We start from the raw sequence: 26,016 nt of genomic DNA, 5'->3' as shown, positions 1-26,016 counted from the left end.
AGTGTCTGCGTGCCTCTGTGGTAAGTATTTTTCCTAGCGTCTTTAGACGGGCGGTGTATCAAAGTAAGTTTGCAGAATTTGCATCGCCGCCACTTGATCCAACGCAGTTTTTTGTTTGCGACCTTTTAAACCCGTCTCATTTAAGGCCGAGCTGGCCGCAGCACTACTTAAGCGCTCATCGACCAAATGCACCGGCAAAGAAAATCGCCCATTTAGGCGATTGGCAAATTTTCTCGCAAGGCGCGACATATCATGCTCGGTGCCGTCGAGATAACACGGCAACCCCACCACCAACAGCGCCGGTTGCCATGCTTTAATCAGCGCCTCGATACGAGCAAATTTTTTATCGTTGTCGGCAAAAGCAATGGTTTCAACGGGCGTTGCAATCCCGATTTCGGTTGAGCCTGTGGCCACGCCGATTCGCACTTCACCAAAATCAAAAGCTAAAATCGTACTCATGCGTGACCAACCTCTTTGGACAACATTGCTACATCCACCCCCAATAAAGCCAGCGCAGCGGCATAGCGTTCTTCAGAAGGGATATCAAACAGTTGTTGCATCGTTTCAACCGGCACCGTCAGCCAAGAATTCTCAAAGATTTCTTTTTCTAGCTGGCCCGCTTCCCAACCGGCAAAGCCCAAAGAAACAAATAGTTTTTCTGGCCCCTTGCCTTCGCTAACCGCCAATAAAATATCTTTGGAGGTGGTTAAACCGATTTCGGGTGAAATAATTAAAGAAGATTGCCAATCGCCCAATGGGGTATGCAACACAAAGCCACGATCGGTCTGCACTGGGCCGCCGAAATGCACCGGCAATTCAGCCACATCTGGACGATGCATTTCCAGATCGATTTGTTCAAATAAGGTCGTCAGCGTCATGCCAAGCGGACGGTTCATAATCACCCCCATCGCACCTTTTTCATTGTGTTCACACACATAAGTGAGTGATTTAGCGAAAATAGGATCGACCAGATTCGGCATCGCGATCAGGAAGTGTCGAGAAAGATTCATTGTGTTGGCGTTTTCCATAACCCAATTATCGCATAGCTTTTGCAAAGTCGCTGCGACTAAGCGATGACTCTGCAGTTGCTCAGCTCAAAAAGAAAAAGGCCTTAAGGTATTTAGCCCTAGGCCTTTATTATAATTGACGACACAGCAATACCCACATAAATCAACTTCGTTTAACTCGTCGAATTGCACCTAGATCGATTTTCAGCGCTTTGCGCAAGGAAACATAAGCCAAAATCGGCGCGACCAGCCCAAACGCTATAATCATCACAGAGATGTTACTTTGCACGCCAGAACCCCAGATCACGGTGAGCCAGTACCATAAAAAGCCCAAACAGAAAAAGCTCGTTAAAGACCCTTCTTGAGTTGTACGGCCATCGGCAGTCAAGCTCCACATCGACATCCACGGCACACTAAAAATAAGATACCGTAAACTAGCCGCACCAAACACAAACAACAGTGCAGCATTCAATACATTGCCTGCACTATCAATTTGCAGCAGCAGTAACAAGGCACAATTGAGCACAGCAGTGATGAATAATGCGCCTAAAAATAATAGCTCATCTTGCCACCATAACTGCGCCCGACTATGACTGCGAACCAACCAAGCGCCAGACCACTGCTGTCGACCATTAAACAACCCTAGAAATCCAGGAGTGAGTATTGCAAAAAATGCCCCAGCGCCCCATTGGCCTGTCGCGAATGATGCAGGCAGTAGGTGTTGATACATCAAAATGAATGCGTACGGGACAAGAAGCAGTGAAACCAAAATTTTTCGCAGGCCTTTATTATCCAAAGCGCCGCCCATATTCATTTCCAGCCGCAACCGCAACCGCAGCGGATGCTTGCTCTGCTGAGGCACTTCATTGGTATGACGTTCTGCATGTTTGATATTTTCTAGCTGCCTTGCGCGCCCGAACCGCCTCAACTGCCAAGTTAGCGCTAACAACAAGCTAAATGTGGCTGCAAGTAGAATATTGCTAATTAAGGCTTCGTGCTGGGGAAAAAATATCAGCGCAAATGTCGGGATCAATACAGCCCAAATTCCCTGCCCCTGCAGCATTGGTGCATTCAGCAGGTTAAGTGCTTTATTATCCAGTGCTTGTGGTACTGAATAGCTCATCAATAAAACATTCAACTGCACAAGACTCAGCAAAACCAGCAGAGTTGCATTTTCCATGCGATACCCAATCATCAATCCCAACAAACTCCACACAAGCCAATACAGCAATAAAGCCTGAACCATCACATTTTGCAATTGAACAGAACGTAAGCGCCATTTCTTTAGCGCCGCGATGACTTCAACTGCATTCGTTGCATGAAAATAGGATAGAAAGCATAAGGGCATATAAAACATCTTTGAGTGTTCATTTGGCAAAAGCCACAAGAAACACAGCAGCATCATAAAGCCCAAAAACCACCACATACGCTGATTCGATGTCCGCCCCCAAAACTGCAAAAACAGCCAATCCCGCTGCGCTTTCACCGCTGGATCGCGCCACGTGGCAAAGATTTGATAGGCCAAGCTCATTGCGAAATCTCCACAAAAGCGTCTTCCAGCCCCAGCGCTTCAACTTGGTACGGCGAGGTAATTTGAGCAGCACATTCAGCGGCTAGCGCCTCATTCCAGCCGCGAATAATCCATGTTTCGCGCCCGGTATTCACCTCGGTGCGAATCACCTGCTTCGTAGTGAGTTCCAAGCTGCCATTCACTTGCAAGGGTCTCGTTAAGTGCAAACGCACCACCGATTCTTTTAGTTCATCCAAGCCACCTTGATACGTGATACGGCCTTTTTCTAGCAACCACACATCGCTAGCAACGCGTTCGATGTCGCTAAAAATATGGCTGGATAACAAAATAGATCGCTCGCCATCGGCGACAATATCGATCAATTCACCAATCAAAGCGCGGCGCGCCAGTGGGTCTAAACTGGCGGCAGGCTCATCCAGCACCAGCAGTTTGGGTTCGTGCGCCATTGCGGCGACCAGCGCCAATTTTTGCCGCTCGCCAACTGACATCTCACTGATATTTTGCCAAACCGGCACCGACCAACGATCAAGCAGACGATCGACTAATTGATGATTCCAATTTGGATAAAACAGTCGCGTCGCCGCCAGCATTTCGCTGCCGGTGAGCCACGGCAGCAAATCATCTTGCTGGGCAACAAAGCCAATTTGGCTACAAACATCGGCGGGTAATTCAGTTGGATTATGGCCAAACACGGTCACCTCCCCCGCGTTCAAAAACGTATAGCCCAGCAAACCATCAAGCAAAGTCGTTTTACCTGCGCCATTTTTACCCAGTAAACCCACCACTTGCCCCGGCATAATGCTGAGCGTTTGCCCCGCACAATTGACAACGCCGAGGGCGACATCTTTAGCCGTGACTAAGGTTTCTAATACAGCAGGCTTGCGATCATTCATGGTCTTGATCCTGATTCAGTTCAGCGTGAAGGGCGGCAATCAGCTCGGCGTCGCTCAAACCTAATTGGCGTGCGGCGGTGATGGTGTCGCGTAAAATCGTGTGTAATTGCAGACTTGCTAAGATGTGCGGCGGTGGATGCTCAGCGACGATCATTGGTTTACCACGTTGCCGCGCCAATAAGCCTTCGGCTTCAAGCAGGCTGTAGGCTTTGGAAATCGTCATTGGATTAACGGCGTGAATTTCGGCCAGCTCTCGCACCGACGGCAGCGCGGTGCCCGGCAGCAATTGCCCACCCGCAATCAAGCGGCGCACTTGATCTTGGATTTGCCGATAAATCGGCGTGGGTAAAGCGGGGTTTAAGATGAACATGCGCAATCCGCTGGCTGGTGTATGTGTGTATTGTTGAACTAATACACAAAGACAGTCAAGCGAGGCGCAGAGTGTTAAGATGCGCTTATTCAAAAATGCAACAGAATGTAGTCAACGCCATTCGCACTTCGCGCACTGCATTCAATAGGTATATGAATCTAGCGGTTTTTTATTAATGTCTAGATTCAGATACCCACCAAAAGGAATAAATATGACCACCACTGCCCTCGTTTGGCTGCGCCGCGATTTGCGCTTATTTGACCATCACGCGATGTATGAAGCGCTAAAAAATGCCGATCAAGTGATTTTGGCTTTTGTTTTTGATACGACAATCTTAAAAGATCTTCCTAAACAAGACCGTCGGGTGGAGTTTATTTGGGAAGCGCTCAAAGAAATTAAAACCGACTTGCGCCAATACAATACCGATTTGGTGGTGCGCCACGGTGATCCACTCACTGAAATCCCGGCGCTAGTCGAGCAATTTGGCATCACCGCCGTGTATTGCAATCGCGATTACGAGCCAAAAGCGATTGAGCGCGATGGGTATGTGGCTGCAAGCCTTAAAGAAAAAGGCGTAGCGTTCAATACCTATAAAGATCAGGTTATTTTTGAACAAGATCAAATCTTGTCGCAAAGCGGCGGCATGTATAGTGTGTTTTCCCCGTATAAACGCACTTGGCTGGCCACACTGCGCGAGCAAGATGTTGCCCCCTACCCTGTTCAGCGCGTTATCAAGCAACTGAAACCACTCAAGCCACAATACTTCCCGAGCCTCAAAGAGCTGGGTTTTGCCAAAACCAATCTCACCCAGCTGAAAGTGCCACTGGGCATGAGTGGCGGGGAAAAATTATTCGAAGACTTCAAACGTCGAATTAATGACTACAAAGACGCGCGGGATTTTCCGGCGATTAAAGGCGTTTCTTATCTTTCGGCGCACATTCGCTTTGGTACGGTATCGATGCGTGAACTCGTGCGTTTTGCGCATGAACACGGCGGCATTGGCGCAGAAACTTGGCTGTCTGAACTCATTTGGCGTGAGTTTTATGCGCAAATTTTATGGCACCGCCCAGATGTGGTTGAGCATACATTTAAGCCCGAGCTCGATCAGTTGCCGTTCCCGAATCATCCAGAATTATTTGCCGCATGGTGCGCGGGTGAAACCGGCTACCCGATTGTCGACGCTGCAATGCGCCAATTAACGCAAACTGGCTATATGCACAATCGATTGCGCATGATTACCGCCAGCTTTTTAGTCAAAGATTTACTGGTTGATTGGCGCTGGGGTGAGAAGTTTTTTGCCGAACACTTACTCGATTACGATCTAGCGAGTAATAACGGCGGTTGGCAATGGGCCGCATCCACCGGCTGCGATGCACAACCTTACAACCGAATTTTCAATCCCGTTTTACAATCGGAAAAATTTGATGCCGAAGGGCAATTTATTCGTCGTTATGTGCCCGAATTAGCCGAGCTACCCGATGTGGCGATCCACTCGCCGTGGGCTTTTTCGGCCAATGATCGGCGCGGTGCATTGTTTGTGAGTTTCTTAGAACAAACCGATTATTTTCCACCGATTGTTGACCATGCCGAGCAACGCGTTGCGGCGCTCGCCCTGTATAAAAACCACTAAGTCGCCTGACTTTATCTGACATCCAACGACCAGCGTTTTCTCTAACGACGCTGGTCGCGCACGCGATGACGCCCAACATCCCACCCTGATTGAACGGCATTTCTCTCACAATACGCCCCCTTTTTACGGCCTGATTTTCCGCCGACCAACGACGTCAATTTGCCACGCGAATGGATTGCTTGCGCTGGATGCGTCTGCTATACCGAACCAATGCAAACTGCATTCGTCAGCCAGTCAAAAGGATCAACTCAATGCAAACCGACCTAAGAGAAATGAAAACGTCAGGACTAATGAAGATGCATGATCTTGACGAAAGCGACTTAGTGATGGTGCGTAAGTATGGGACGATCATCAGCCCCAAGCTCGAAGAATACGCGGTGCTTTTTTATGAGTGGATTGCTGAGCTGCCTGAATATCAGGTTTTATTTAGCAATCCTGAGGTCATGGGTCGCGCGCGTAGCGAGCAAATCAATTATTGGCGTAGCTTTTTTAATGCCCGTGTTGATGATAACTACGTGCAAGAAAGACGAAAAATTGGTGAAGTCCATGCCCGCGTTGGCCTGTCTTTACCCAGCTATTTTGCCGCAATGAATGTGTCATTTATTATTTTCACCAAAAAACTCTACGATGGCGGCCTGTATAGCGAAGAGTACAGCTCGGCCATTAGCGCGCTCACCAAACTGATGCACTTTGATATCACCATTGTTGTTGAAACCTATTCACGCCTGATTAACGAGCGCATCAGCAAACAAAGCAAAGCGTTGATGGAAATGTCCACCCCCGTGACACAAATCTGGCAAGACATTTTAATGCTGCCCGTGGTCGGCATCATCGATTCGAAACGCGCCCAAGACATCATGATGACGATTTTGTCACGCATCGGCGAAACGCGCGCCAAGGTTTTTATCATGGATATTTCTGGCGTCGCCGTCGTGGACTCGGCGGTGGCCAATCATTTATTTAAAATCACCAAATCAACGGGGCTAATGGGCTGTGTCAGCCTGATTTCGGGTATCTCGCCGGCGATTGCCCAAACCATTGTCAATTTGGGGATTAATGTCGACGAGGTGAATTCAACCGCCACGCTGCGCGATGCTCTTGAGCAAGCATTTAAAATCATTGGCCGTACGGTCACATAATGGATTTTGCCAATGAGGAACGGCGCATCCCGGTCTCGATGGTGTCTGGTGCCGTGTATGCCTCAATCCAACTCGACCCCGATACGATCTTGCTGCAATGGCTGCGTGAAGATCTACTGAATTTGACCATCAAGCACAGTGCCAAAGGCGTATTGCTCGATGTTTCAGGCATCACTATTTTAGACGGCGAGAGCTTTGTGCAGATTGTCAACACCACACAAATGCTCAAACTGATTGGTGCCAAAACCATTGTCGTGGGTTTACGTCCCGGCATTATTGCCGGTTTATGTGCACTCAATGTCGCACTCAATGCGATACAAGGCGCCAATAGTGTAACGCAAGCATTGGAGTTATTAGATGGACGCTAACTTGGATTCACCGAGCGAGCGCTTTGACATTAATAACGAGGATGATGTCCGAGGCGCAGTGATGCTCAGTTATTCCGAAATCATGTCACGTTTTAACGATGCCGGATTGGCAACGCAAATCGCCACCTGTATCTCTGAGCTGGCAATGAATATTGTGAAATACGCGCAGTATGGTGAGCTGTATATTCATTACCAAAGTAATTACAGCATTGAAATCATTGCCGAAGATCGTGGCCCGGGTATTGCCAATATTGAACAAGCCATGCAAGACCATTTCAGTAGCAAAGGCACTTTAGGCTTGGGATTACCGGGCGTTAAACGCATGGTCGATGAGTTTGAAATTCAATCACAAATCAATCACGGCACGCGAATACGCGTTAAAAAATGGATTAATCAATATTAAATAGCACGCCGCAGACCACGACTTCGTTCGGCGTCAATGCGCACAAAGCAGCAGATTCAAATTACGCGCCATTTTTATTTATCGACTGAAGTTCGCGCTGCGATTGCAGCATGCAGGTATCACAATGGAAATAACTCAGCCAACGACACCCCCATATCAGCACGCCCATATTGGTCGACCTTGCTTTGGTGAAACCGTCACCGGTGACGGCTATGTGGTGATCGACCTTGAAGACAGCCTACTGATTGGTATTATCGATGTGCTTGGTCACGGCGAAGAGGCGCATGAGCTGGCGCGTTTTTGTGAATCTTGGCTCAAAAGCCATGCCAGCAGCGACATTTTGGGTTTGATGCATGAATTACACCTTGAACTGAAAGGTAGTCGCGGCACAGCAATGACGCTGGCCCACTTAAAACCACCGTTGCTGCGCACCGTGGGCATTGGCAACACCATGCTGTACCGAATGAAAGACCAACCCAAAGGGGTGGCCGCGCAATCGGGGATTTTAGGGCAGATTATGCCAACCCTGCGGATGGTTGAAACACCATTGATTGCGGGTGATCTGATTTTTTTGGCCACCGATGGCATTAGTGAACACCTCGACAATCTGCTTCTAATGTCTTGGTTTTCGCTACCCCTTAATCGATTTTGTGTTGAAATCTTACGCGAGTATGGCAAAGAGCATGATGATGCGACCTGCCTCGCAGTGAGGTATCTGCCATGAAAATATCTCCCTTAGGGCAAATCGAAATCAATACTGAAGCCAGTTTATTGACTGCGCGAACTAAATTTAGACGCATTTTACAAATCATCGCATTGCCAACCCACTTAGTTGATTTTTATGCCATTGGCTTCTCGCTACTGATTCGCTCGGCAGTCAATGAAAAAAATAGCATTGTAACGCTGCACTATGACTTGCAATTCATTTACTTAACCACCCCCGCACTGGCCTGCGCCCCTGCGGAAATCGAAACATTTTTTAAAAAAAACCGCCATAACGCACCACAACAATGGTCATATTCATTTGCGCTAGCTGGGCAAAATATCTCGCCGGCAGTATTGCAAACCCTTCAAGAAATCATTACACAACCCAGCCGAGAAGCGCTTTTTGCCGAGCTTTCTAGCCGAAACATACAATTAGCCGAGCAACAAAATGGTTTAGAACAAGAAATAGAGCGCCGCACCATGGCGCTCACCGACAGCGAAGCGCGTTCTCGCGCAGTGCTTGAAGGCGCACCCGTCGCGGTGGCCTTACTGAACAACCAAGGCATGATTACCGATTGGAATCGTGCTGCTGAACTCACATTTGGTTTTTTGCGGCAATTTGCCATCGGTAAACAGATTGTCGATTTAATTGCATTGCCAGAAAAATCACTGCTCTACGAAATATTAAATCAACATTTAAATGAACAATCAAAAAACAAAGTCGGCAATTTGTTTTGGGATCTAGAAGCAAAAAATAAAAGCGGCAGTACATTATCCATCGAAGTGGGCATCACCATTTACCAACAAAATGATGAATGGGTGGCAACGCTATTTGCGCGAGATATTAGTCAACGCAAAAAAAATGAAGTCGAATTGAAAATCGCCAAAGATAAAGCCGAAGATGCGGCGAGCGTCAAATCGATGTTTTTAGCCAATATGAGCCATGAAATTCGCACGCCAATGAATGCCATTATCGGCATGAGTCATTTGGCTTTAAAAACCGATTTAAACCCCAAGCAGCACGATTACGTGGCCAAAATCCACAATGCCGGCACCTCATTACTTGGCATCATTAATGACATTCTTGATTTTTCAAAAATAGAAGCCGGCAAACTCCATATTGAGCAGATCAAATTTGAACTCGATCAAGTGCTCGCGAATGTCAGCACAATTACTAGCCAAAAAGCCTACGAAAAAGGGCTGGAATTTATTATTCATCCTTTAACGGGTATTCCAGCGCATCTCATTGGTGACCCATTGCGGCTTGGCCAAATTTTGACCAACCTAATTAATAATGCCATTAAATTTACCGATCACGGTGAAGTCGATATTCGCATTCACTTAATTGAACAGCTCGACAATCGCGTCAAACTCGAATTTAAAGTCAGCGATAGTGGCATTGGTATGTCGCCAGAACAGCAAGAGCGCTTGTTTTCACCGTTTACTCAGGCCGATAGCACCACCACGCGCAAATATGGCGGCACCGGACTGGGCTTAACCATTAGCAAACGCCTGGTTGAAATTATGTCTGGGCAAATGGCATTTACCAGCCAGCCGGGCATGGGCAGTTGCTTTTATTTTACCGCTTGGTTTGGTCATGATGACATTGAGCATGTACCGCGCGTTTTCCCGAGCAAGGTCAACAATTTACGCATTTTAGTCGTCGATGATACCGACAGCGCCCGCCAGCTATTGCATGAAATTTTATCAACCATGCCGGTGCAAATCGAAATTTGTGACTCGGGTGCGGCCGCCGTCGAAATGGCGCTGGGCGCTTTGCAACACAAAAATCCGTTTAATTTAATTTTAATGGATTGGCAAATGCCGGGAATGGATGGCATTACTGCGGCCAGAGAAATCCGCCAACACATTCCCGGACAAGATCAGCCCCGCATTGTTTTGGTCACCGCGTTTGAGCGTGAAGAAGTCCATCAAACCGTTCGTGATGATTTGCTCGATGCGGTGATTGTCAAGCCGGTAACCGCATCGAGTTTAGTCGATTGCATGGTCGAGCTATTTGCCCCGGAGCAAAAATCAAATATCGGCGATCAAATCAGCAATGATCAAGAAAATCATTTATTGCTCAACGGCATTCGCGTTTTACTTACTGAGGACAATTTAATTAATCAACAAATTGCCTTTGAATTAATGAGTTCGGTCGGCATTGAAGTCACGATTGCCAATCATGGGCAAGAAGCCATTCAGATTTTAGAGCAGCACCCCAATCAATATTTCTCAGTCATTTTAATGGACATGCAAATGCCGGTTATGGATGGGTATGAGGCCAGCCGGCATATTCGAGCTGATGCACGCTACGATCACATTCCCTTATTAGCCATGACCGCGCATGCCATGGTCGAGGAGCGAGAACGCTGCCTATCACTCGGAATGAATGATCATATTTCCAAACCCATTGACCCTGCGGTTCTTTTTGAGCGTTTGCAGCATTGGAAAACCCAAACTCTATCGTCTACGCCGCCAATTGAGGGGCCATTATCAACGCCCTATTTAGCGACCGCCCAATCGATTAACACCGCGCGTGAATCAGCCACGCCAACCGACTCAATAGTACCCCCTTCAGCGCAGGCAAATCCAGCCACCGAAATGAGTAGCATATTAAGTGCTATTGCTAAATTGCCCGGTATTGATTTAATCGGCGGGCTAAACCGCTTGATGAATAACAAGCCGTTATATTTACAGCTAATGCGCCAATTTTGCCAAAGTGAGCTCGATTGTATTTCCCGTATCAACGCGGCGATTGCAAATAATGATAGAGCAACGGCTTCTCGTTATGCCCATACGATTAAAGGTGTCGCCGCCAATTTAGGTGCAAATCAATTGGCTGAAGATGCGGGCGTCATTGAGCAGTTTTTGCGTACCGAAAACAATCAAAGTGATTTAACACCCTGGCTCATTAAAATTGAATCGGCACTACAAGCGATATCCAATGTACTCTCTAATTTCAATCGTCAATCAAACGAGACTAACACCACAAAAAATAAAGCCCGTGCAGCCACGCCGCAAGAGCATATTTTAATTGATGAATTGCTCGCGCTATTAAAACAAATGGACGGTGAAGTGCTGGATTTTTTTGAACAGCATCGAACTATTTTTTCCTCCATCTTTAGCCATGAGGACTTTAATGATCTCAATTTATCTATTGAATGCTGCGATTTTTCGGCGGCGCACATTAAATTAAACCATTTACTCGCTAGCAATCCACATTGAATTCCAATAAAAAACCAACAAATCGGTTTCATGGTAAGACAATGAATCAACAGAAAATTAGGTATTTTTTCAAGCAACTAAATAAATACAAGCACAAGAAGAGTAAGTAGTTAAGAGGAATACTTTTTACTCTTCGTAGAATTTGCTCAGCCAGTGCCTACCAGTTCCAGTCAGTTATTCGTGACCAGTTATAGCGTTTATTTGTTAGCGTCGATTTTATATTTTTGGATATTAAATTCAATGAATACGAACCCGTTACCGACTTTATTAATTGTTGATGATAGCCCTGAAAACAGAATGCTATTAATGCATTTGTTAAAGGATAGCTATCGACTCAAAGTCGCGGTCAATGGTGAACAAGCGCTCGAAGTGGTACAGCTTGAATTACCCGATTTGATTTTACTCGACATTATCATGCCGGGCATTGATGGCTATGAAGTATGCCGAAGATTAAAAGCGGAAACTAGCACCAGCAAAATACCGGTTATTTTTTTGACCGCGATGAATGACGTGGCTGATGAGCAGCTCGGGTTTGAAGTGGGGGCCGTTGATTTTATTTTAAAACCCGTTAGCCCGCCTATTTTATTAGCGCGGGTTCGCAACCATTTATTGCTGTTTCAATTGCTGAATAATCTTAAAAATCAAAATGACATTTTAGACGCCAAAGTTAAAGCAAGAACCGAAGAATTAGAGCACACCCAAGATGCAATTATTTTAGCCATGGCTTCATTGGCAGAAACTCGCGACAACGACACCGGCAATCATATTCGCCGTACGCAGTATTATGTTGGGCGACTGGCCACTCAATTAATGCACCACCCTGATTTTTGCCAACAACTCAATCTGGCCAATATTGCCTTGCTAGAAAAATCGGCCGCCCTGCATGACATTGGTAAAGTGGGGATTCCGGATGCGATTTTGCTTAAGCCTGGCAAACTCGACATTGCCGAATTTGAAATCATGAAAGAACATTGCCGCTTAGGCCGCGACGCGATTCTGGCTGCAGAAGCCGTGATGGGCAAAGAAAGCGCTTTTTTATGTTATGCCAAAGAAATTGCTTATTCACACCAAGAAAAATGGGATGGTAGTGGCTATCCATTGCAATTAAAAGGCGATCAAATTCCGCTGTCTGCTCGTTTGATGGCGCTGGCTGATGTGTATGATGCCTTGCGCGCAAGACGGGTCTACAAAGCCCCAATGAGCCATGAAGTCGCAGTCAAAATCATACTAGAGAGCAAAGGTACGCATTTTGACCCACGCGTGATCGATGCATTTATGCTGATACAGCATGAATTTGAAGAGATCGCTGAAACGCTTAAAGATGCTTTGCCCGATGAGTGAGCTGAAATCAGCTTGGCCAAAAGAGAACGTCAACGCAGTACGATGAAGATCTTGTCAGGGTTTTTTCGCGCTTGGCGATGCCTTAGATTTAGACTCCCAAACACTAGTAGGGGTATTTCATTGCAGGCCATATTAATGAATGCCCACAATGAAATACCCCTATTTTTTGCTATGCCTTGGCTAATATTTTTTCTAATGCTTTGGGTTTGATTTTATCTGCCTGCCCTGCAGCACCAAAATCGATATAGCGCGCCCGACATACTGCCGCCATAGCGGCAATGGCGGGCTTTAAATATTGGCGCGGATCAAAATCAGCAGGGTTTTCAATCAAATGTCGGCGGATGGCACCGGTCATTGCCAAGCGTAAATCGGTATCAATATTGATTTTGCGCACCCCCCAACGAATCGCCCGCTGGATTTCTTCAACAGGCACACCCCAAGTCGGTTTGAGCTCGCCACCAAAATCGCGAACTTGCTGCAATAAATCCTGCGGCACACTGGAAGAGCCGTGCATCACCAAATGCGTATTGGGAATGACATCATGAATTTCTTTAATCCGATCAATATCCAATACCGACCCAGTCGGTGGCGATGAAAATTTATACGCGCCGTGACTGGTACCAATGGCAATCGCCAGCGCATCAACCCCTGTCGCCAAGACAAATTCTTTGGCCTGCCAAGGGTCGGTTAGCATTTCGGCGTGTGTTAAGGCCCGATTGGCCCCGACGCCATCTTCTTCTTCCCCCATGCCGGTATCTAAACGGCCCAAGCAGCCAAGCTCGCCTTCGACTGACACGCCAAAGCTATGCGCCATTTTGACGACTTCGCGCGTCACTTCAAGATTATATTCATAACTTGCTGGTGTCTTACCGTCGCTCATTAATGAGCCATCCATCATCACACTCGAAAAGCCATTGCTAATCGCGCTCATACAAACCGCAGGGCTAGTGCCATGATCTTGATGCATCACAATCGGTAAATGCGGATAACTGGCCACTGCGCCTTGAATCATTTGCCGCAAAAAGAGCTCGCCCGCATATTTGCGAGCCCCCGCGCTGGCCTGCAAAATAACCGGGCTGCGCGTGGCATCGGCCGCTTGCAAAATGGCTTGGACTTGTTCCAAATTATTCACATTAAACGCTGGCACACCATAACCATGTTCAGCGGCATGATCCAAAATTTGATTCAGAGAAACGAGGGGCATAGTTTTTTCCTTGTTGCGTTGCACCAGCGCACTGTAGGTGCTAATAAACGTGCTGCCAAATCAGGAAATTCATCATTCGGGAAAGCACTAAAACCACTACAGCGGTAAATGACACGCCGTTTTTAAGCTAGCAGACGTCAATCAGCCTTACATTGCGAGTCCCTTTAGCCTAGGCTGACGCCCACGACCTGCATTGCGTAGCACAAGACCTAGCCCATCTAATACCACTTCAAGTCTGAATGACCTGATTTACGCGGCAACAACCCAAGTAAAGTCAATATTGCTGGCTATGGTAGCTGCATTCTTTCGCAAAAAGTTGCATACTCTGAACGCCAGATTTCAATACAAAACGGCAGCAACCTCTTGCTCTGTCACGCCACTAAGACTAAAGCAATACAAAATAAAAACACCCTACTTTTAAAACTTATGCCCATACAGCCCAGCTTATTTAGAAATCGTAATTTTGGCCTTTTATGGCTCGCCTCTATCATTGGTAACTTTGCGCTGGCCATCGCCATGATGGCAGAGACCTGGTACGTCGTTAAAACCCTCGGCGCGAAAGAGCAATTAGGTTGGGTGATGATTGCTGGCTCCATCCCAAGGATCGCTTTGATGGCCATCGGTGGCGTATTGGCTGATCGTATGTCGCGCAGCCGGATTATTTTGGTTTCTTTGGCCTTGCGTGTGGTTTTACTGTTTGGTTTAGTCGGGCTACTGTATTTACAGCGTTTAGATATTTGGGCTTTAACCGCTTTTGCTTTCTTATATGGCGCCTTAGACGCTTTTTTCTGGCCGGCACGCGACACGCTCACCCCGGCCATTGTTACGGATGGCGATCTGACTCGCGCCAATTCAATTATGCTCACCACCAACCAAGTCGGCATGGTTTTTGGGCCGGTACTCGGTGGCGCAATGCTCGCATTCATGAGTTACGAGGCGATTTTCAGTCTCACCGGCGGCATGTTATTTATTGCGACTTTATGCATAGCGGGGATTCAAGAGCCGCAGAGCCAAGTGATTCGCCAAGCCAGCTCGATGCTCACCGAGCTCAAAGAAGGCGTAACTTACGCCATCCAAACCCCGGTTTTACGCGCACTGATGCTGATTTACATCACCGCCAACCTGCTGTTTATGGGGCCACTGGCCTTAGGCATTCCAATTATCGTGGCGGATTATTTGCATGGCGAAGCCAGTACCTTGTCATTCTTACAAAGCGCTTTTGCTGCTGGCATGGTGTTAGGCGGTATTTTATTAACGCTTTACCCGCCCAATAAAAAACGCCTACTGATGATTACCGTCATTATTGCGCTCGAAGGCGTATTGCTGTCCTTACTACCGCATACGCCTTGGATTTGGGCCGCCGTGGGCATTCAATTTTTGATTGGGATGGGCGTTGCAGGCAATAATGTGCCGATGATGTCATTGATTCAGCAGTCCGCCGATCGCGATAAATTGGGCCGCGTGATGAGTCTGAATAATATGGTGTCTATGGGCCTGTCTCCGGTCTCTTACGCGATGGTCACCGCCATGCTGGCGGCACAACTGAGCATCACTTGGATTATGCCTATTTTTGGCTTAACGATGGCACTGGTAATGCTGCTACTGATCTGGCAACTCAAAGTGATTCGCACCATCGATTAAGCGTTTATAGTCAGGCCAGACATAAACCCAAGCTGAACTCAATCTTTCAACCTATAAAGGATGATTCCTTTATTTGGACGATTGAACCATGGTGGAACTCCCTTTCGGCGGCTCGGCAGCACACAATCCAGATTTAGATTGGGATCAAATACGCGAAACCATTTTAATGATGGGCATCGCCGTCGCTCAAGTTCGCCATGCGATGGAAGAAGGTAGCGCCTCATTTACCGCTTTGGCCAATTCATTTGCCCTGACTTGCCAACACATTGAAGCACTCAATACACAGCTGACACAGATTTTACCCACGCTGCCTACAAAGCTCGATTTAGAAAACAAAATCGCCGACATCACCGAACAAAACATGCAATCGATCATCGCTTTTCAATTTTATGATCGCTTATCGCAGCGACTTGAACATGTTTGCAGCACCATCAGCGAGCTAGCGGTACTGGTGGCTGACCATGCTTTACCGCATCAAGCCCAAGCATGGCTTGATTTACAAAGAAAAATTCGCTCGCAATACACCATGGAACAAGAAAAAGTTTTATTTGATGCCATATTACACGGCGACCCGATTCATACCGCCCTCATTAAGGCTGGCAATATCAGCATTAACTTTGACCCAACACCCCGCCCAAACGATGACAATGGCATTGAATTATTTTAATCAAAGCCAATTCAACTCAATTTTGCACCCACGCAGCAAGAACCCATGCATCAATAGCCCCTAAGGTAATATTTTTTGTACCAGAACAACTACTTAGCGAGCGTCAGACTGTGGTATGCTGCCCACCTTTCTTGATTTTGAATGCATCATGACCCGCCAAATCCTCAACCGTACCGAACTCCACGATCCTGATACATGGGTGAAATTCACCAAAGGCAAATGCGACGATTGCTATTCGGGCTGTTGCACCATGCCGGTCGAAGTCAAAATCGGTGATTTAATCCGGATGGGTGTGGTCGATGAGTTCGATAAAGACGAGCCGGCGAAAAACATCGCCAAACGCTTAATGAAAGCCCGAATTATCGAGCATTTTAATTTCAAACACGAAATTTACACCCTCGCTCGACGCGGCACCCGTGACTGTATTTATTTAGATGAAGAAACGCGTTTATGTACCATTTACGACAAGCGTCCAAATACCTGTCGTAATCACCCGACCATTGGCCCAAAACCGGGTTTTTGCGCTTACATTCGCTGGTTTTAAATCTAAAAAACAAGGGTATTGCCCTTTAAGCCATATAAAACAAAGCTTATAAGCATATACCCTAGTCAAATTTCGCTTAACTCGAGCGTCGAGTTTACTCAACGCTCGCATCACGTCTGCCGCCCACATCGGGCGGCTTACTATTTTGGAACGCTATGCAAACGCAAATCATTGAACTTTTCGAATTAATCGCCGATGGCGGCTTAGATCACGACGACATTCTCGCGATGAGCGCCGAAGTCATTGCCGCACAACAAGATCCAATCGCCTATCGTGCTCGCCATGCCGCCGACTTTTATCCGAGCGAAATGGCCGTGCCACTGTGGGAAGTGGTGCTACTGGAGCAATTGGCTGACGGCTTGATTTTTAATGCCCAATCCATACCCGCTCTCTATCAGCACATCAGCGAAGCTTTTGGTGAGGGCGAGCTTGAACTCCAAGCCAGCGCTTTGGCAGAACTGAGCGAGACGTCGGCGCTTAAAGCCATCCAAGATGAACTCAACCCTAACTTCACCTTGATCGACTTTAGTCAGCGTGAGCAAATGCAAATGCTCCTCGTTCGAACGCATCATCTCACGGCTTTTTTCAAACTGTGCCAAGCGCTTAATATCCAAGCCAGCATCGCCTACGAAAACCGTTTTAAAACCAATTAAGCCGTTCATCGACGACAACGCAGTCCAAACCGACGCCGCACAACATGGCCGTCGGTTTTTTTATGTCATGCAAAGCGTATTGATTGATATTTTTAGTCGGAATCACTCGTGCACGCTTGAGTCAAAAACAAGCTACAAACGACACGACACACCATCAATCCAGCTTAAAACGTGACCTTGCCTCGCTGCGCCTTTACCGAGCCTCGCAGTTGTTTGCCATCTAAACGACGTTGTTTTGCGCCATAGCTAGGCTTGGTTGCTCGACGCGGCTTGGCCAATACCGCCACACTTTCAATCAGCGCCATTAAGCGCAGCATCGCCTCAGCTCGGTTCGCCTCTTGGCTGCGCGAAGTTTGCGCCTTAATCACCACCACGCCGTCTTTATTAATTCTTTGATCATTCAGTGCCAATAGCCGGCTTTTCAATTCGGCGGGTAATGAAGAATTGGGAATTGAAAAACGTAAATGCACGGCACTGGAGACTTTATTGACATTTTGTCCACCCGATCCTTGGGCACGAATCGCACTAAGCTCAATCTCATTGCTGGGAATTTCTGGTATTTTCATCGCGTTAAACTATCACCTTGCTTTATTTCAAATTAAATTCAATTGCAAAAACGACATTAGCCTCAATCGCCACGCCGTTTTTTTGCGCAGGTATAAATCGCCATTGCGTCTTCACGGTATTCAATGCGGCAGCATCTAAGCGCGGGTAATGACTGCTCGTCAATACTTTCACATCCATTGGCTCACCTGCGGCGCTGACTCTCACTTGCAATTGAACTTTACCGCTTTCCATTTTGATGCGTGACAAGCGTGGCATTTCAGGTTCTGGATTATTTAAATACGCCGCACGATATTGCACCGCAAAATCCGTTGTCGCCGCGCTCACCGCTGGCGATGAAAGCGCCGAATCAACCTCAGCGGCATGCGGTGACTGAAGTGCCGTTTGGCTTACGGCTGAATTTACTGGCACGGCCAGCGGCGCAGCGACGTCTCTACGTGGCGGCGGTTCACGCGGTTGTTCAGGCTTGCTAGGTAGCGGCAAATCCGATGCACTTGAATGCTTTGGCGCACGATGTTTTGTCAGCGCAGGATGCAATGCCGCAGGCGCTTGCAACACCACGAACAGCGGCTGATTCGATGCGCCGACCTCAGGCTCAAAACGCCCCTGCCAAGCAAAAATCACCAAGGCATGCAGTAGTAAAGAGCCAAAAAAAGCAGTTCGCCAGATCATCTTGTAATTTCTACAACTCCAATTTAAAACATCATACATTGCAATTTCACAGCAAATACCTACACTGAACTGACTACTTGCTGGAACAAACACATGCCCTATACCATGCTTATTGTTGATGACAGTCGTGTATCGCGAATGATGATACGTGCTTTTGCCATCGAGCAACGCCCAGACTGGGTTTATCTCGAAGCGGCTTCGGGCTTAGATGCCATTGAAATGGCGAAAAACCAAAAAATAGATCTGATTTCTATGGATCTTAACATGCCTGGCATCGATGGCATTGAAGCGGGCACCACCATCAAAGCGCTGCAACCGGATTGTTTTATTGCTTTATTGACGGCCAATGTCCAAAACAGCACACAAGAACGCGCACTCAACGCCGGCTTACATTTTATTCCTAAGCCGATTGTTGCAGATACGCTGCTTAAAGTTTTCACGATCGCAGGGGCTTGAGCATGCTAGAACTTAGCGCGTTACAACGCGATGCACTTTGCGAAATATTCAATATTAGTGTCGGCCAAGCTGCTGCCAGCATGAGCCAAATCATTAATGAAGAGATTTTACTCTCAGTGCCCATGGTGGAATTTTACAGTGTTGAAGAGGCGGCGGCTTATTTAGAGCAATCGAGCCAACGCGTTTGTAGCATCAGGCAAAGCTTTGACGGCAGCTTTCATGGTAACGCCCTACTGATTTTCCCCGAAGCACGAAGCTTAGATTTAGTCCGTTTAATGATGGGAAATAGTTTACCGATCGAGCAATTGACTGAATTAGAACAAGACGCCCTTTCCGAAATTGGCAATATTATTCTCAATTCTTGCTTAGGCTCTTTAGCCGATATTTTTAAGCAACCTTTTCAATGTGGTTTACCCGTGCTACACATCGGTTCAGGTATCTCTGTACTTAAAGAGTGCGATGCCAATCATGTGGTCATGGTGCTACAAATTCAATTTTCATTGTCGTCTCGTGAATTACATGGTCATGTCATTTTTATTATGAATGCCAACTCCCTGGAATTACTCAATGAGGCAATTGATCGATTTTTAGGTACCCTAATGGTGCAAAGCTAAGCTAAATGATGAGTAACCATGCGCCTTTATTATTATTTAGTACCTTTGATGCGCTTGAGCTGGGCGTTCTTATTTTAAATAGCAAAGGAGAAATCGCACTGTGGAATCGTTGGCTCGTTAAAGCATCTAGCCGTCACTCTGATGATTTAATCGGTTTACCATTAAGCGTTGCATTTCCAGAGTTAAAAAACACCCGCGTGGAACAAGCCGTCAAACTGGCCATAGAGAAAGATCAATCTTCATTTTTATCGCAATGCTTAAATCGAGCCCCATTTAATTTATTTCGTTTACATAATAACGATGAAGTACCACTACGTATGCAGCAGCAAATTCAAATCACCCCACTTCGGCAATTTAATGATGAGCAATTTTGCTTAATTCAAATTCAAGACGTGACTGCATCGGTCATTCGGGAACAAATTTTGCAAGAACGTGCCGCAGAGTTGCATCGTTTTGCCTATCAAGACGGCTTAACCGGCATTCCCAATCGTCGTTATTATGAAGAAAAACTGGCCGAAGAATGGCGTCGGGCGGTGCGGCAAAAACATCCGCTCAGCGTGTTGATGATCGACATTGATTTTTTCAAACGTTACAACGATCATCTGGGCCATCAACAAGGCGACACCTGCTTACAAGACATTGCCAAAGCGCTGCAAGCAGCATTACGTCGCCCAACAGATATTATTGCTCGCTACGGTGGCGAAGAGTTCATCGTCTTACTCCCCGCCACGCCGATGGCCGGTTGCATTACGATTGCCGAACAATTACTCGAGGCGGTTCGTGAACTCGAGCGGCCACACCCAGACTCACCCCACCACATCGCCACCGTGAGCATTGGCTGCGCCTCAACCACCCCCAATCGAGACACCGAAGCGAGTGTTTTAATTCAAGAGGCCGATCTAGCGCTGTATTTTGCTAAACAACATGGCAGAAACCAGCTTCGTGATAGCCAATCTTAATCACCCCGTCATCAACTGACACACAGCCCACTTTTAAACTGATTCGCCATCCCGTTATACTGACGGCTTACTCGCCAACCATCGCTAAGCGCTTACACCATAACGGTTGGCGGTCTTTTTAAGTCGCCTAGTTTCGGAATTCATTATGCTAAAAAAACTCACCCTATTCGCGGTACTGACTGTCAGCGCAAGCCTATCCTTCGCGCAAGAGAGCCTGTCAATTGATCAAGCGTGGGCGCGAGCCACGCCGCCTCAAGCGGCCAATGCCGGTGTTTTTATGACCATCAATAGCAAAACGGCGGATCAACTGCTATCAGCGAGTTCAGACCTTGCGCGCAAAACTGAGATTCATGAAATGAAAATGAGCGACGGCGTGATGAAAATGCGTCAAATGACGGCTGGGCTCCCTATTGCCAGCAATCAACCGCTGACACTGGCGCCGGGCGGCTACCACATTATGCTGATTGGACTTAAAAAAGACCTCGTTGCCGGTGAAAAACGGTCTCTCACGCTGCACTTTGCCAAAGCCGGCGTCATCAACGTGACCATTGACGTTAAAAATATCGCCCACATGCCGACTGCGACTGCACATTAACGCAATACCGCTTCATTCATGACGCAATTGAGCGAACACCGGTCGATTGCGCTGGTGAAGTCCGGACTCATCGGCAGCCTGTTTAGGCCATGAAAACGGACTTGAACTCAACTTAAACGACAGCAAAAATCAAGATATCGACTTTAAAACGAGCTACACCGTTTGCTGATGCGAGGCAATAAACCCAGCAATAACTTAAATGGTCACGTAATATACCTATATTAGGTATATTCATGTGGCCATTTAAATATAAAACCTACAAGCAAATACCCCCGCATCATACTTAAACAACCCACAATAAAAAAGCGCCCGAAGGCGCTTTATCATTACAAGCACTGACTAGCTTATTTCAGCAATGCTTTAGCACGAGCCACTACGTTTTCAACTGAGAAGCCAAAGTGCTTAAACAATAGATTCGCCGGTGCAGACTCACCAAACGTATCCATGCCAATCACATCGCCTTCAAGGCCGACATATTTGCGCCAGAAGTCGCTCGTTGCCGCTTCGACCGCCAAGCGTGGTACACCGGCTGGCAAGACTGAGGCTTTGTACGCTGCATCTTGCTTATCAAACACATTGGTCGATGGCAATGACACCACACGAACCGCAACGCCTTCAGCTTGCAATTGCGCTGCGGCTTTCACCGCTAGATCCACTTCCGAACCCGTCGCCAAAATCAGCAACTGTGGGTTAGCCGCATCAACCAGCACATAGCCGCCTTTGGCAATATCCGCCAACTGTTGCTCAGTACGCGCTTGGAATTGCAAGTTTTGCCGCGTGAACACCAATGATGACGGTGTAGTGCGCTCGCCAATCGCCGCAGCCCAAGCCACCACCGATTCAACGGTATCGCATGGACGCCAAGTATTCATATTCGGGATGCAACGCAAGGTTTGCAATTGTTCAATCGGTTGATGCGTAGGACCATCTTCACCCAGACCAATCGAATCATGCGTGTAAACGAAGATGTTATTGGTTTTCATCAACGCCGCCATACGCAATGCATTCAACGCGTATTCGCAGAACATCAAGAACGTGCCACCAAATGGACGGAAACCACCGTGCAACACGATACCGTTCATAATCGCGCTCATCCCAAATTCACGCACGCCATAGCTGATGTGATTGCCTGAAATCTGACCGTTTTCAACTTTCAAGCTGGTCGAACCCTTCCAGTTGGTCAAGTTTGAACCCGTCAAATCGGCCGAGCCACCAAGCATTTCTGGTAGCTGTGGACACAATGCCGACAAGGCATTTTGGCTGGCTTTACGCGTTGCAATGGTTTCCGCTTTGCTGTTCGCGTCGCTCACGGCAGCCGCAACGACAGCATTCCAATTGGCAGGCAAATCGCCTTTCATACGGCGAGTAAATTCAGCGGCTTCAGTCGGAAATTGTGCGGCATACTTGGCAAACAAAGTATTCCACTCAGCTTCAAATACAGCACCAGCCGCTTTACGATCCCAACCGGCATACACATCCGCTGGAATTTCAAACGGGGCATACGGCCAGCCAATGGCTTCGCGCGTTGCGGCGATTTCAGCGTCACCCAATGGTGCGCCGTGGCAATCATGGCTCGCGGCTTTGTTTGGCGAACCTTTACCGATGATGGTTTTGCAGCAGATCAATGTTGGCTTGCTGGTTTCTGCTTTGGCGGCATCAATGGCGGCATTGAGTGCATCCACATCATGGCCGTCAACGCCAGCAATCACGTGCCAACCGTATGATTCAAAACGTTTTGGCGTGTCGTCAGTAAACCAGCCTTCAACATGGCCGTCGATCGAAATACCGTTGTCGTCCCAGAATGCCACCAATTTGCCCAAGCCCAAAGTACCGGCGAGTGAGCAAGCTTCGTGCGAAATACCTTCCATCAAGCAGCCGTCACCCATGAATACATAAGTGTGGTGGTCAACGATGTCTAGACCTGGCTTATTAAATTGCGCAGCAAGGAGTTTTTCTGCCAAGGCAAAGCCCACGGCATTGGTAATGCCTTGACCCAATGGACCCGTGGTGGTTTCTACACCGGGGGTGTAATGCACTTCTGGGTGACCTGGGGTTTTTGAATGAAATTGACGGAAGTTTTTGATGTCTTCAATGGATACGTCAAAGCCTGTGAGGTGCAATAGCGCATATTGCAGCATCGAGCCGTGGCCGTTTGACAATACGAAACGGTCACGGTTAGCCCAAGCGGTGTTTTGTGGGTTAAAGCGCATTTTGCCGCCCCACAAAGCCAAACCAATTTCGGCCATGCCCATCGGCGCACCAGGGTGGCCTGAATTGGCTTTTTGCACAGCATCCATCGCCAGTGCACGAATTGCATTTGCTAAATCAGTACGCGTTGCTGCCATCACAGTTTCCTCAGATTGAATATAAGCGCTCTTGCGCCAACTTGATTAAACACGCCCTGTTGGCCTAACTGCCACCCAACAGCGCGTTAAATAGGGCTTATTCTCGCTTTAACTCAGCTTTACGACAGAATTAAAACGCTTATGCTGACATTGTACTCATGCTACCTAAATAGGGATATTGCTTTGGCGCAAACTAAAAGCTAAATCAAGCTTAAAATCAAACACCCGCGCCGGGCCTCCCAAAACAAGTAGCCATATACCGTGCATCCAATGGGCCGCATCAACCCATTCAACACCAAAAAATACCGTAAAGATCCAAAATGATGACGCCAAAACCACGGATATTGGCATCATCGGATCGACTACGCTTTACCGAATTGACGCTTTAATTTCGAGCTTGCGCATGAATCATGCCAACGATATCTGCCGATGTCGATAGGGTAAATCGCAGTGTTGATCCCTGATTTAGGCCTGATCGATACAATCAACAACCTCAATCTACGTTGCGGTGCAACAAAAAACAAGTCTTTCCCCTACGGCGCAATTGCGATGCATGCTGGCTAATCACATCCTTTTTTATTCAGCCCAAATTCTGCTCAATCTAGCTCTAGCCCCCATCCACAGCGTACTGCGCCCGCGCTAAAGCCAATCGTTCCACCGTACCCACATCCAGCCATTGCCCGTGATGACATTCACCACGCACTCGCCCTGCCGCCATTGCTGTGAGCAAACAAGGCAACAACGGCATTGCTTGATCTGCGGGCACATCGGCAAAAAAGCGCGGATGATACGCCGCCACGCCACAAAAAGTCAGCGGCTGATCGTCGCTTTGGCATGGCACCACCAAGCCCGCGTGCAAACTCAGATCGCGCCCCGTTGGATAGCCCGCCTTGGGCACCAACATCAAATGCGCCCAATGACTTTGCGCACTTAATTGCGCGGCAGTTTGGCTTAAAGCCACAAAATCAACATCAGTGAGCACATCACCATTGACCACGATAAATGGTGCGTCTCCCAATAGTGGCAGTGCGCGGGCAATACCGGCAGCAGTTTCCAGCGCCGTGCTTTCGGCGGAATATTCAATTCGCACGCCCCACTGCGAGCCATCACCGAGCGCGGCTTCAATTTGCTCACCGAGCCAAGCGTGATTAATCACCACGTCGTTAATGCCGGCTGCGGCTAAACGCGCTAAATGCCAAGCAATCAACGGCCGCCCACCCACTTCGAGCAAAGGCTTGGGCGTCACATCGGTTAAAGGCCGCATCCGCTCACCACGGCCGGCCGCTAAAATCATTGCTTTCATTGGAAACTCAATCAAAAAATGGCGCAAAAAAAAGCTCGATCAGCGCCATGCCGATCGAGACTGCGAAGCAAACGTCCAGCCAATGATGCCAAGGCGTAACGGCGACCAAGCGCACGGCACAATCGCCCGCCATGCGGCAAAAAACGGCGGATTAAAAAGTAAAACCAGTTTCGATTTTTTCGCCGTTTAAATTCACCAATAACCGTCCCAATGGCGTTAATTCGCTATAGCGCAAGCAAACTTGGCGCACATAATGAAATACGCGGGGAATATCGGCTTGATATTGCGGCTTATTATCGCGGTATTTTAAACGGGCAAATAAACCCAAGATTTTTAAATGCCGCTGCAAACCGGCCATTTCAAACGCCAAGTAAAAATCACCAAAATCGTCATGCACCGCTAAACCGGCAGCGCGGGCTTGCTCCCAATACCGAATGGTTAAATCCAGCACAAAGGTTTCGCCCCATTCAACATACGCATCACGCAGTAATGAGACTAAATCGTAAGCAATTGGTCCTTTGACCGCATCTTGAAAGTCAATCAAGCGCAAGACATCGTTTTGCACCAAGATATTTCTGGAATGAAAATCGCGATGCATAAACAGCGTGGGCTGATTCACCACTTGCTGCACAATCAAAGCGCAAGCGCGCTCCCAAATGGCCAATTCTTTACCGGCTAAAGTTACGCCAAATTGCTGGCCAAAATACCATTCACGGCAAATATCCAGCTCACGCTGAACAAAAGTGGCATCAAATACCGGCAAATCATCATCCGAGGTATTGGCCTGCATCTCAACCAGCAGCTTGATGGCACGCAGATACCACTCTTGTGCGCTACTTTCGCTAAGGACACTGGCCAAAGTCACGTCGCCTAAGTCTTCTAAAATGACAAAACCCAATTGCAAGTCTTGCTCAAAAACTTGTGGCACGGCAATGCCCGCACCGGCCAATTGTTGCTGACGGGCTAAAAAAGGGCCGCAATCAAAAACGGCAGGATCAAAATCCATCACCACCACGGAACTATCGGCATAGCTGACACGCCAATATTGCCGCACGCTGGCATCAGCCGCAGCTAAAACGAGGCTTTGCGGCGTAGCAACACGCATTTGTTGCAACCAATTGGAGAGCTGTTCACTGCGATTCATGAGAAATATCGTTCCTGTTTACAACGTTTGTTAAGAAAGT

General features: G+C 47.6%; 26 protein-coding genes. 15 read left to right on the top strand and 11 right to left on the bottom strand.

All coding sequences use genetic code 11. The features are described 5' to 3' along the window. Window positions 1–42: 42 nt before the first annotated feature. The 5 genes from ruvX to Q0V82_RS07885 form a co-directional block, all read right to left on the bottom strand. Window positions 43–459, bottom strand: coding sequence for a Holliday junction resolvase RuvX (gene ruvX / locus Q0V82_RS07905; RefSeq protein WP_297574411.1), 417 nt, complete (start codon window positions 457–459; stop codon window positions 43–45). Then, on the bottom strand, window positions 456–1,010 hold the full coding sequence (locus tag Q0V82_RS07900) for a YqgE/AlgH family protein (RefSeq protein ID WP_297574407.1): 555 nt from the start codon (window positions 1,008–1,010) through the stop codon (window positions 456–458). Before Q0V82_RS07900 ends, ruvX begins: the two co-directional genes overlap by 4 nt. Before the next feature lie 160 nt (window positions 1,011–1,170). Then, complete coding sequence (locus tag Q0V82_RS07895; protein WP_297574405.1) at window positions 1,171–2,433, bottom strand: hypothetical protein; 1,263 nt, start codon at window positions 2,431–2,433, stop codon at window positions 1,171–1,173. Window positions 2,434–2,534: 101 nt separating this feature from the next. After that, window positions 2,535–3,431 (bottom strand): ABC transporter ATP-binding protein, encoded by an 897-nt coding sequence (locus Q0V82_RS07890; RefSeq protein ID WP_297574402.1) that lies wholly within the window; start codon window positions 3,429–3,431, stop codon window positions 2,535–2,537. Continuing rightward, the gene (locus Q0V82_RS07885) at window positions 3,424–3,801 is read right to left on the bottom strand and encodes a GntR family transcriptional regulator (protein WP_297574399.1); all 378 of its coding nucleotides are present in this window, start codon (window positions 3,799–3,801) and stop codon (window positions 3,424–3,426) included. Before Q0V82_RS07885 ends, Q0V82_RS07890 begins: the two co-directional genes overlap by 8 nt. 211 nt (window positions 3,802–4,012) lie before the next feature. Here Q0V82_RS07885 and Q0V82_RS07880 point away from each other — a divergent pair, with 211 nt between their 5' ends. The 7 genes from Q0V82_RS07880 (at window position 4,013) to Q0V82_RS07850 (ending at window position 12,615) form a co-directional block, all read left to right on the top strand. Beyond that, the gene (locus tag Q0V82_RS07880) at window positions 4,013–5,431 is read left to right on the top strand and encodes a deoxyribodipyrimidine photo-lyase (protein WP_297574396.1); all 1,419 of its coding nucleotides are present in this window, start codon (window positions 4,013–4,015) and stop codon (window positions 5,429–5,431) included. Window positions 5,432–5,682: 251 nt separating this feature from the next. Continuing rightward, complete coding sequence (locus Q0V82_RS07875; protein WP_297574393.1) at window positions 5,683–6,570, top strand: protoglobin domain-containing protein; 888 nt, start codon at window positions 5,683–5,685, stop codon at window positions 6,568–6,570. Further along, a complete protein-coding gene (locus tag Q0V82_RS07870) occupies window positions 6,570–6,938 on the top strand; it encodes a hypothetical protein (protein ID WP_297574390.1) in 369 nt (122 codons plus the stop codon). Before Q0V82_RS07875 ends, Q0V82_RS07870 begins: the two co-directional genes overlap by 1 nt. Next, window positions 6,928–7,341: an anti-sigma regulatory factor gene (locus Q0V82_RS07865; RefSeq protein ID WP_297574388.1), complete on the top strand. Its 414-nt coding sequence runs from the start codon at window positions 6,928–6,930 to the stop codon at window positions 7,339–7,341. Before Q0V82_RS07870 ends, Q0V82_RS07865 begins: the two co-directional genes overlap by 11 nt. A gap of 124 nt (window positions 7,342–7,465) precedes the next feature. Beyond that, the gene (locus Q0V82_RS07860; RefSeq protein ID WP_297574387.1) at window positions 7,466–8,065 is read left to right on the top strand and encodes a SpoIIE family protein phosphatase; all 600 of its coding nucleotides are present in this window, start codon (window positions 7,466–7,468) and stop codon (window positions 8,063–8,065) included. Next, window positions 8,062–11,274, top strand: coding sequence for a response regulator (locus Q0V82_RS07855; protein WP_297574384.1), 3,213 nt, complete (start codon window positions 8,062–8,064; stop codon window positions 11,272–11,274). Before Q0V82_RS07860 ends, Q0V82_RS07855 begins: the two co-directional genes overlap by 4 nt. 240 nt (window positions 11,275–11,514) lie before the next feature. Then, on the top strand, window positions 11,515–12,615 hold the full coding sequence (locus tag Q0V82_RS07850; RefSeq protein ID WP_297574382.1) for a two-component system response regulator: 1,101 nt from the start codon (window positions 11,515–11,517) through the stop codon (window positions 12,613–12,615). A 169-nt stretch (window positions 12,616–12,784) separates the two neighbouring features. Here the strand turns inward: Q0V82_RS07850 and fba are convergent, their stop codons facing one another. Beyond that, entirely contained in the window at window positions 12,785–13,819 is a 1,035-nt protein-coding gene (fba, locus tag Q0V82_RS07845) for a class II fructose-bisphosphate aldolase (RefSeq protein WP_297574380.1), read from the bottom strand. Window positions 13,820–14,245: 426 nt separating this feature from the next. Between fba and Q0V82_RS07840 the strand changes: the two genes are divergently transcribed. The 4 genes from Q0V82_RS07840 (at window position 14,246) to Q0V82_RS07825 (ending at window position 17,324) form a co-directional block, all read left to right on the top strand. Next, window positions 14,246–15,460 carry an MFS transporter gene (locus Q0V82_RS07840; protein ID WP_297574378.1) on the top strand — a complete coding sequence of 405 codons (1,215 nt, stop codon included), beginning with the start codon at window positions 14,246–14,248 and terminating at the stop codon, window positions 15,458–15,460. A gap of 88 nt (window positions 15,461–15,548) precedes the next feature. Then, window positions 15,549–16,127, top strand: a complete 579-nt coding sequence (locus Q0V82_RS07835) for a hypothetical protein (protein WP_297574376.1) — start codon at window positions 15,549–15,551, stop codon at window positions 16,125–16,127. 148 nt (window positions 16,128–16,275) lie between these two features. Beyond that, on the top strand, window positions 16,276–16,671 hold the full coding sequence (locus Q0V82_RS07830) for a YkgJ family cysteine cluster protein (RefSeq protein ID WP_297574374.1): 396 nt from the start codon (window positions 16,276–16,278) through the stop codon (window positions 16,669–16,671). A 155-nt stretch (window positions 16,672–16,826) separates the two neighbouring features. Next, window positions 16,827–17,324, top strand: coding sequence for a hypothetical protein (locus tag Q0V82_RS07825; RefSeq protein ID WP_297574373.1), 498 nt, complete (start codon window positions 16,827–16,829; stop codon window positions 17,322–17,324). A gap of 164 nt (window positions 17,325–17,488) precedes the next feature. On the opposite strand, the gene arfB is transcribed toward Q0V82_RS07825, so the two are convergent. Then, on the bottom strand, window positions 17,489–17,890 hold the full coding sequence (gene arfB / locus Q0V82_RS07820; protein ID WP_297574372.1) for an alternative ribosome rescue aminoacyl-tRNA hydrolase ArfB: 402 nt from the start codon (window positions 17,888–17,890) through the stop codon (window positions 17,489–17,491). 22 nt (window positions 17,891–17,912) lie between these two features. Then, window positions 17,913–18,560, bottom strand: coding sequence for an energy transducer TonB (locus tag Q0V82_RS07815; RefSeq protein ID WP_297574371.1), 648 nt, complete (start codon window positions 18,558–18,560; stop codon window positions 17,913–17,915). 93 nt (window positions 18,561–18,653) lie between these two features. On the opposite strand from Q0V82_RS07815, the gene Q0V82_RS07810 reads away from it, so the two are divergent. The 4 genes from Q0V82_RS07810 to Q0V82_RS07795 all read left to right on the top strand — a co-directional run bounded on the left by Q0V82_RS07810 (window position 18,654) and on the right by Q0V82_RS07795 (window position 21,184). Then, on the top strand, window positions 18,654–19,016 hold the full coding sequence (locus tag Q0V82_RS07810) for a response regulator transcription factor (RefSeq protein WP_297574370.1): 363 nt from the start codon (window positions 18,654–18,656) through the stop codon (window positions 19,014–19,016). A gap of 2 nt (window positions 19,017–19,018) precedes the next feature. Continuing rightward, window positions 19,019–19,630, top strand: coding sequence for a chemotaxis protein CheX (locus Q0V82_RS07805; protein ID WP_297574369.1), 612 nt, complete (start codon window positions 19,019–19,021; stop codon window positions 19,628–19,630). 5 nt (window positions 19,631–19,635) lie between these two features. Continuing rightward, window positions 19,636–20,589 (top strand): diguanylate cyclase, encoded by a 954-nt coding sequence (locus tag Q0V82_RS07800; RefSeq protein WP_297574368.1) that lies wholly within the window; start codon window positions 19,636–19,638, stop codon window positions 20,587–20,589. Window positions 20,590–20,734: 145 nt separating this feature from the next. Beyond that, window positions 20,735–21,184, top strand: coding sequence for a copper chaperone PCu(A)C (locus Q0V82_RS07795; RefSeq protein ID WP_297574367.1), 450 nt, complete (start codon window positions 20,735–20,737; stop codon window positions 21,182–21,184). A gap of 344 nt (window positions 21,185–21,528) precedes the next feature. On the opposite strand, the gene tkt is transcribed toward Q0V82_RS07795, so the two are convergent. The 3 genes from tkt to Q0V82_RS07780 all read right to left on the bottom strand — a co-directional run bounded on the left by tkt (window position 21,529) and on the right by Q0V82_RS07780 (window position 25,976). After that, on the bottom strand, window positions 21,529–23,529 hold the full coding sequence (tkt, locus tag Q0V82_RS07790) for a transketolase (RefSeq protein ID WP_297574366.1): 2,001 nt from the start codon (window positions 23,527–23,529) through the stop codon (window positions 21,529–21,531). Between the two features lie 607 nt (window positions 23,530–24,136). Then, complete coding sequence (murU, locus tag Q0V82_RS07785) at window positions 24,137–24,832, bottom strand: N-acetylmuramate alpha-1-phosphate uridylyltransferase MurU (RefSeq protein WP_297574365.1); 696 nt, start codon at window positions 24,830–24,832, stop codon at window positions 24,137–24,139. A 151-nt stretch (window positions 24,833–24,983) separates the two neighbouring features. Continuing rightward, window positions 24,984–25,976: an aminoglycoside phosphotransferase family protein gene (locus Q0V82_RS07780; protein ID WP_297574363.1), complete on the bottom strand. Its 993-nt coding sequence runs from the start codon at window positions 25,974–25,976 to the stop codon at window positions 24,984–24,986. Window positions 25,977–26,016: the final 40 nt, after the last annotated feature.

The organism is uncultured Deefgea sp., assembly GCF_947072475.1.
Taxonomy (GTDB): domain Bacteria; phylum Pseudomonadota; class Gammaproteobacteria; order Burkholderiales; family Chitinibacteraceae; genus Deefgea.
This window is presented reverse-complemented; position numbering and strand designations above follow the sequence as displayed.

Bases quoted from the DNA above. Each gene is read 5' to 3' on its own strand.
- Q0V82_RS07835 (WP_297574376.1), top strand. From the start codon at position 15,549: ATGGTGGAACTCCCTTTCGGCGGCTCGGCAGCACACAATCCAGATTTA.
- Q0V82_RS07805 (WP_297574369.1), top strand. From the start codon at position 19,019: ATGCTAGAACTTAGCGCGTTACAACGCGATGCACTTTGCGAAATATTC.
- Q0V82_RS07815 (WP_297574371.1), bottom strand. From the start codon at position 18,560: ATGATCTGGCGAACTGCTTTTTTTGGCTCTTTACTACTGCATGCCTTG.
- ruvX (WP_297574411.1), bottom strand. From the start codon at position 459: ATGAGTACGATTTTAGCTTTTGATTTTGGTGAAGTGCGAATCGGCGTG.
- Q0V82_RS07780 (WP_297574363.1), bottom strand. From the start codon at position 25,976: ATGAATCGCAGTGAACAGCTCTCCAATTGGTTGCAACAAATGCGTGTT.
- Q0V82_RS07890 (WP_297574402.1), bottom strand. From the start codon at position 3,431: ATGAATGATCGCAAGCCTGCTGTATTAGAAACCTTAGTCACGGCTAAA.
- arfB (WP_297574372.1), bottom strand. From the start codon at position 17,890: ATGAAAATACCAGAAATTCCCAGCAATGAGATTGAGCTTAGTGCGATT.
- fba (WP_297574380.1), bottom strand. From the start codon at position 13,819: ATGCCCCTCGTTTCTCTGAATCAAATTTTGGATCATGCCGCTGAACAT.
- Q0V82_RS07900 (WP_297574407.1), bottom strand. From the start codon at position 1,010: ATGAATCTTTCTCGACACTTCCTGATCGCGATGCCGAATCTGGTCGAT.
- Q0V82_RS07875 (WP_297574393.1), top strand. From the start codon at position 5,683: ATGCAAACCGACCTAAGAGAAATGAAAACGTCAGGACTAATGAAGATG.
- Q0V82_RS07880 (WP_297574396.1), top strand. From the start codon at position 4,013: ATGACCACCACTGCCCTCGTTTGGCTGCGCCGCGATTTGCGCTTATTT.
- Q0V82_RS07825 (WP_297574373.1), top strand. From the start codon at position 16,827: ATGCAAACGCAAATCATTGAACTTTTCGAATTAATCGCCGATGGCGGC.
- Q0V82_RS07850 (WP_297574382.1), top strand. From the start codon at position 11,515: ATGAATACGAACCCGTTACCGACTTTATTAATTGTTGATGATAGCCCT.
- Q0V82_RS07840 (WP_297574378.1), top strand. From the start codon at position 14,246: ATGCCCATACAGCCCAGCTTATTTAGAAATCGTAATTTTGGCCTTTTA.
- Q0V82_RS07870 (WP_297574390.1), top strand. From the start codon at position 6,570: ATGGATTTTGCCAATGAGGAACGGCGCATCCCGGTCTCGATGGTGTCT.
- Q0V82_RS07800 (WP_297574368.1), top strand. From the start codon at position 19,636: ATGATGAGTAACCATGCGCCTTTATTATTATTTAGTACCTTTGATGCG.
- Q0V82_RS07795 (WP_297574367.1), top strand. From the start codon at position 20,735: ATGCTAAAAAAACTCACCCTATTCGCGGTACTGACTGTCAGCGCAAGC.
- Q0V82_RS07885 (WP_297574399.1), bottom strand. From the start codon at position 3,801: ATGTTCATCTTAAACCCCGCTTTACCCACGCCGATTTATCGGCAAATC.
- tkt (WP_297574366.1), bottom strand. From the start codon at position 23,529: ATGGCAGCAACGCGTACTGATTTAGCAAATGCAATTCGTGCACTGGCG.
- Q0V82_RS07855 (WP_297574384.1), top strand. From the start codon at position 8,062: ATGAAAATATCTCCCTTAGGGCAAATCGAAATCAATACTGAAGCCAGT.
- Q0V82_RS07830 (WP_297574374.1), top strand. From the start codon at position 16,276: ATGACCCGCCAAATCCTCAACCGTACCGAACTCCACGATCCTGATACA.
- Q0V82_RS07865 (WP_297574388.1), top strand. From the start codon at position 6,928: ATGGACGCTAACTTGGATTCACCGAGCGAGCGCTTTGACATTAATAAC.
- Q0V82_RS07895 (WP_297574405.1), bottom strand. From the start codon at position 2,433: ATGTGGTGGTTTTTGGGCTTTATGATGCTGCTGTGTTTCTTGTGGCTT.
- Q0V82_RS07810 (WP_297574370.1), top strand. From the start codon at position 18,654: ATGCCCTATACCATGCTTATTGTTGATGACAGTCGTGTATCGCGAATG.
- murU (WP_297574365.1), bottom strand. From the start codon at position 24,832: ATGAAAGCAATGATTTTAGCGGCCGGCCGTGGTGAGCGGATGCGGCCT.
- Q0V82_RS07860 (WP_297574387.1), top strand. From the start codon at position 7,466: ATGGAAATAACTCAGCCAACGACACCCCCATATCAGCACGCCCATATT.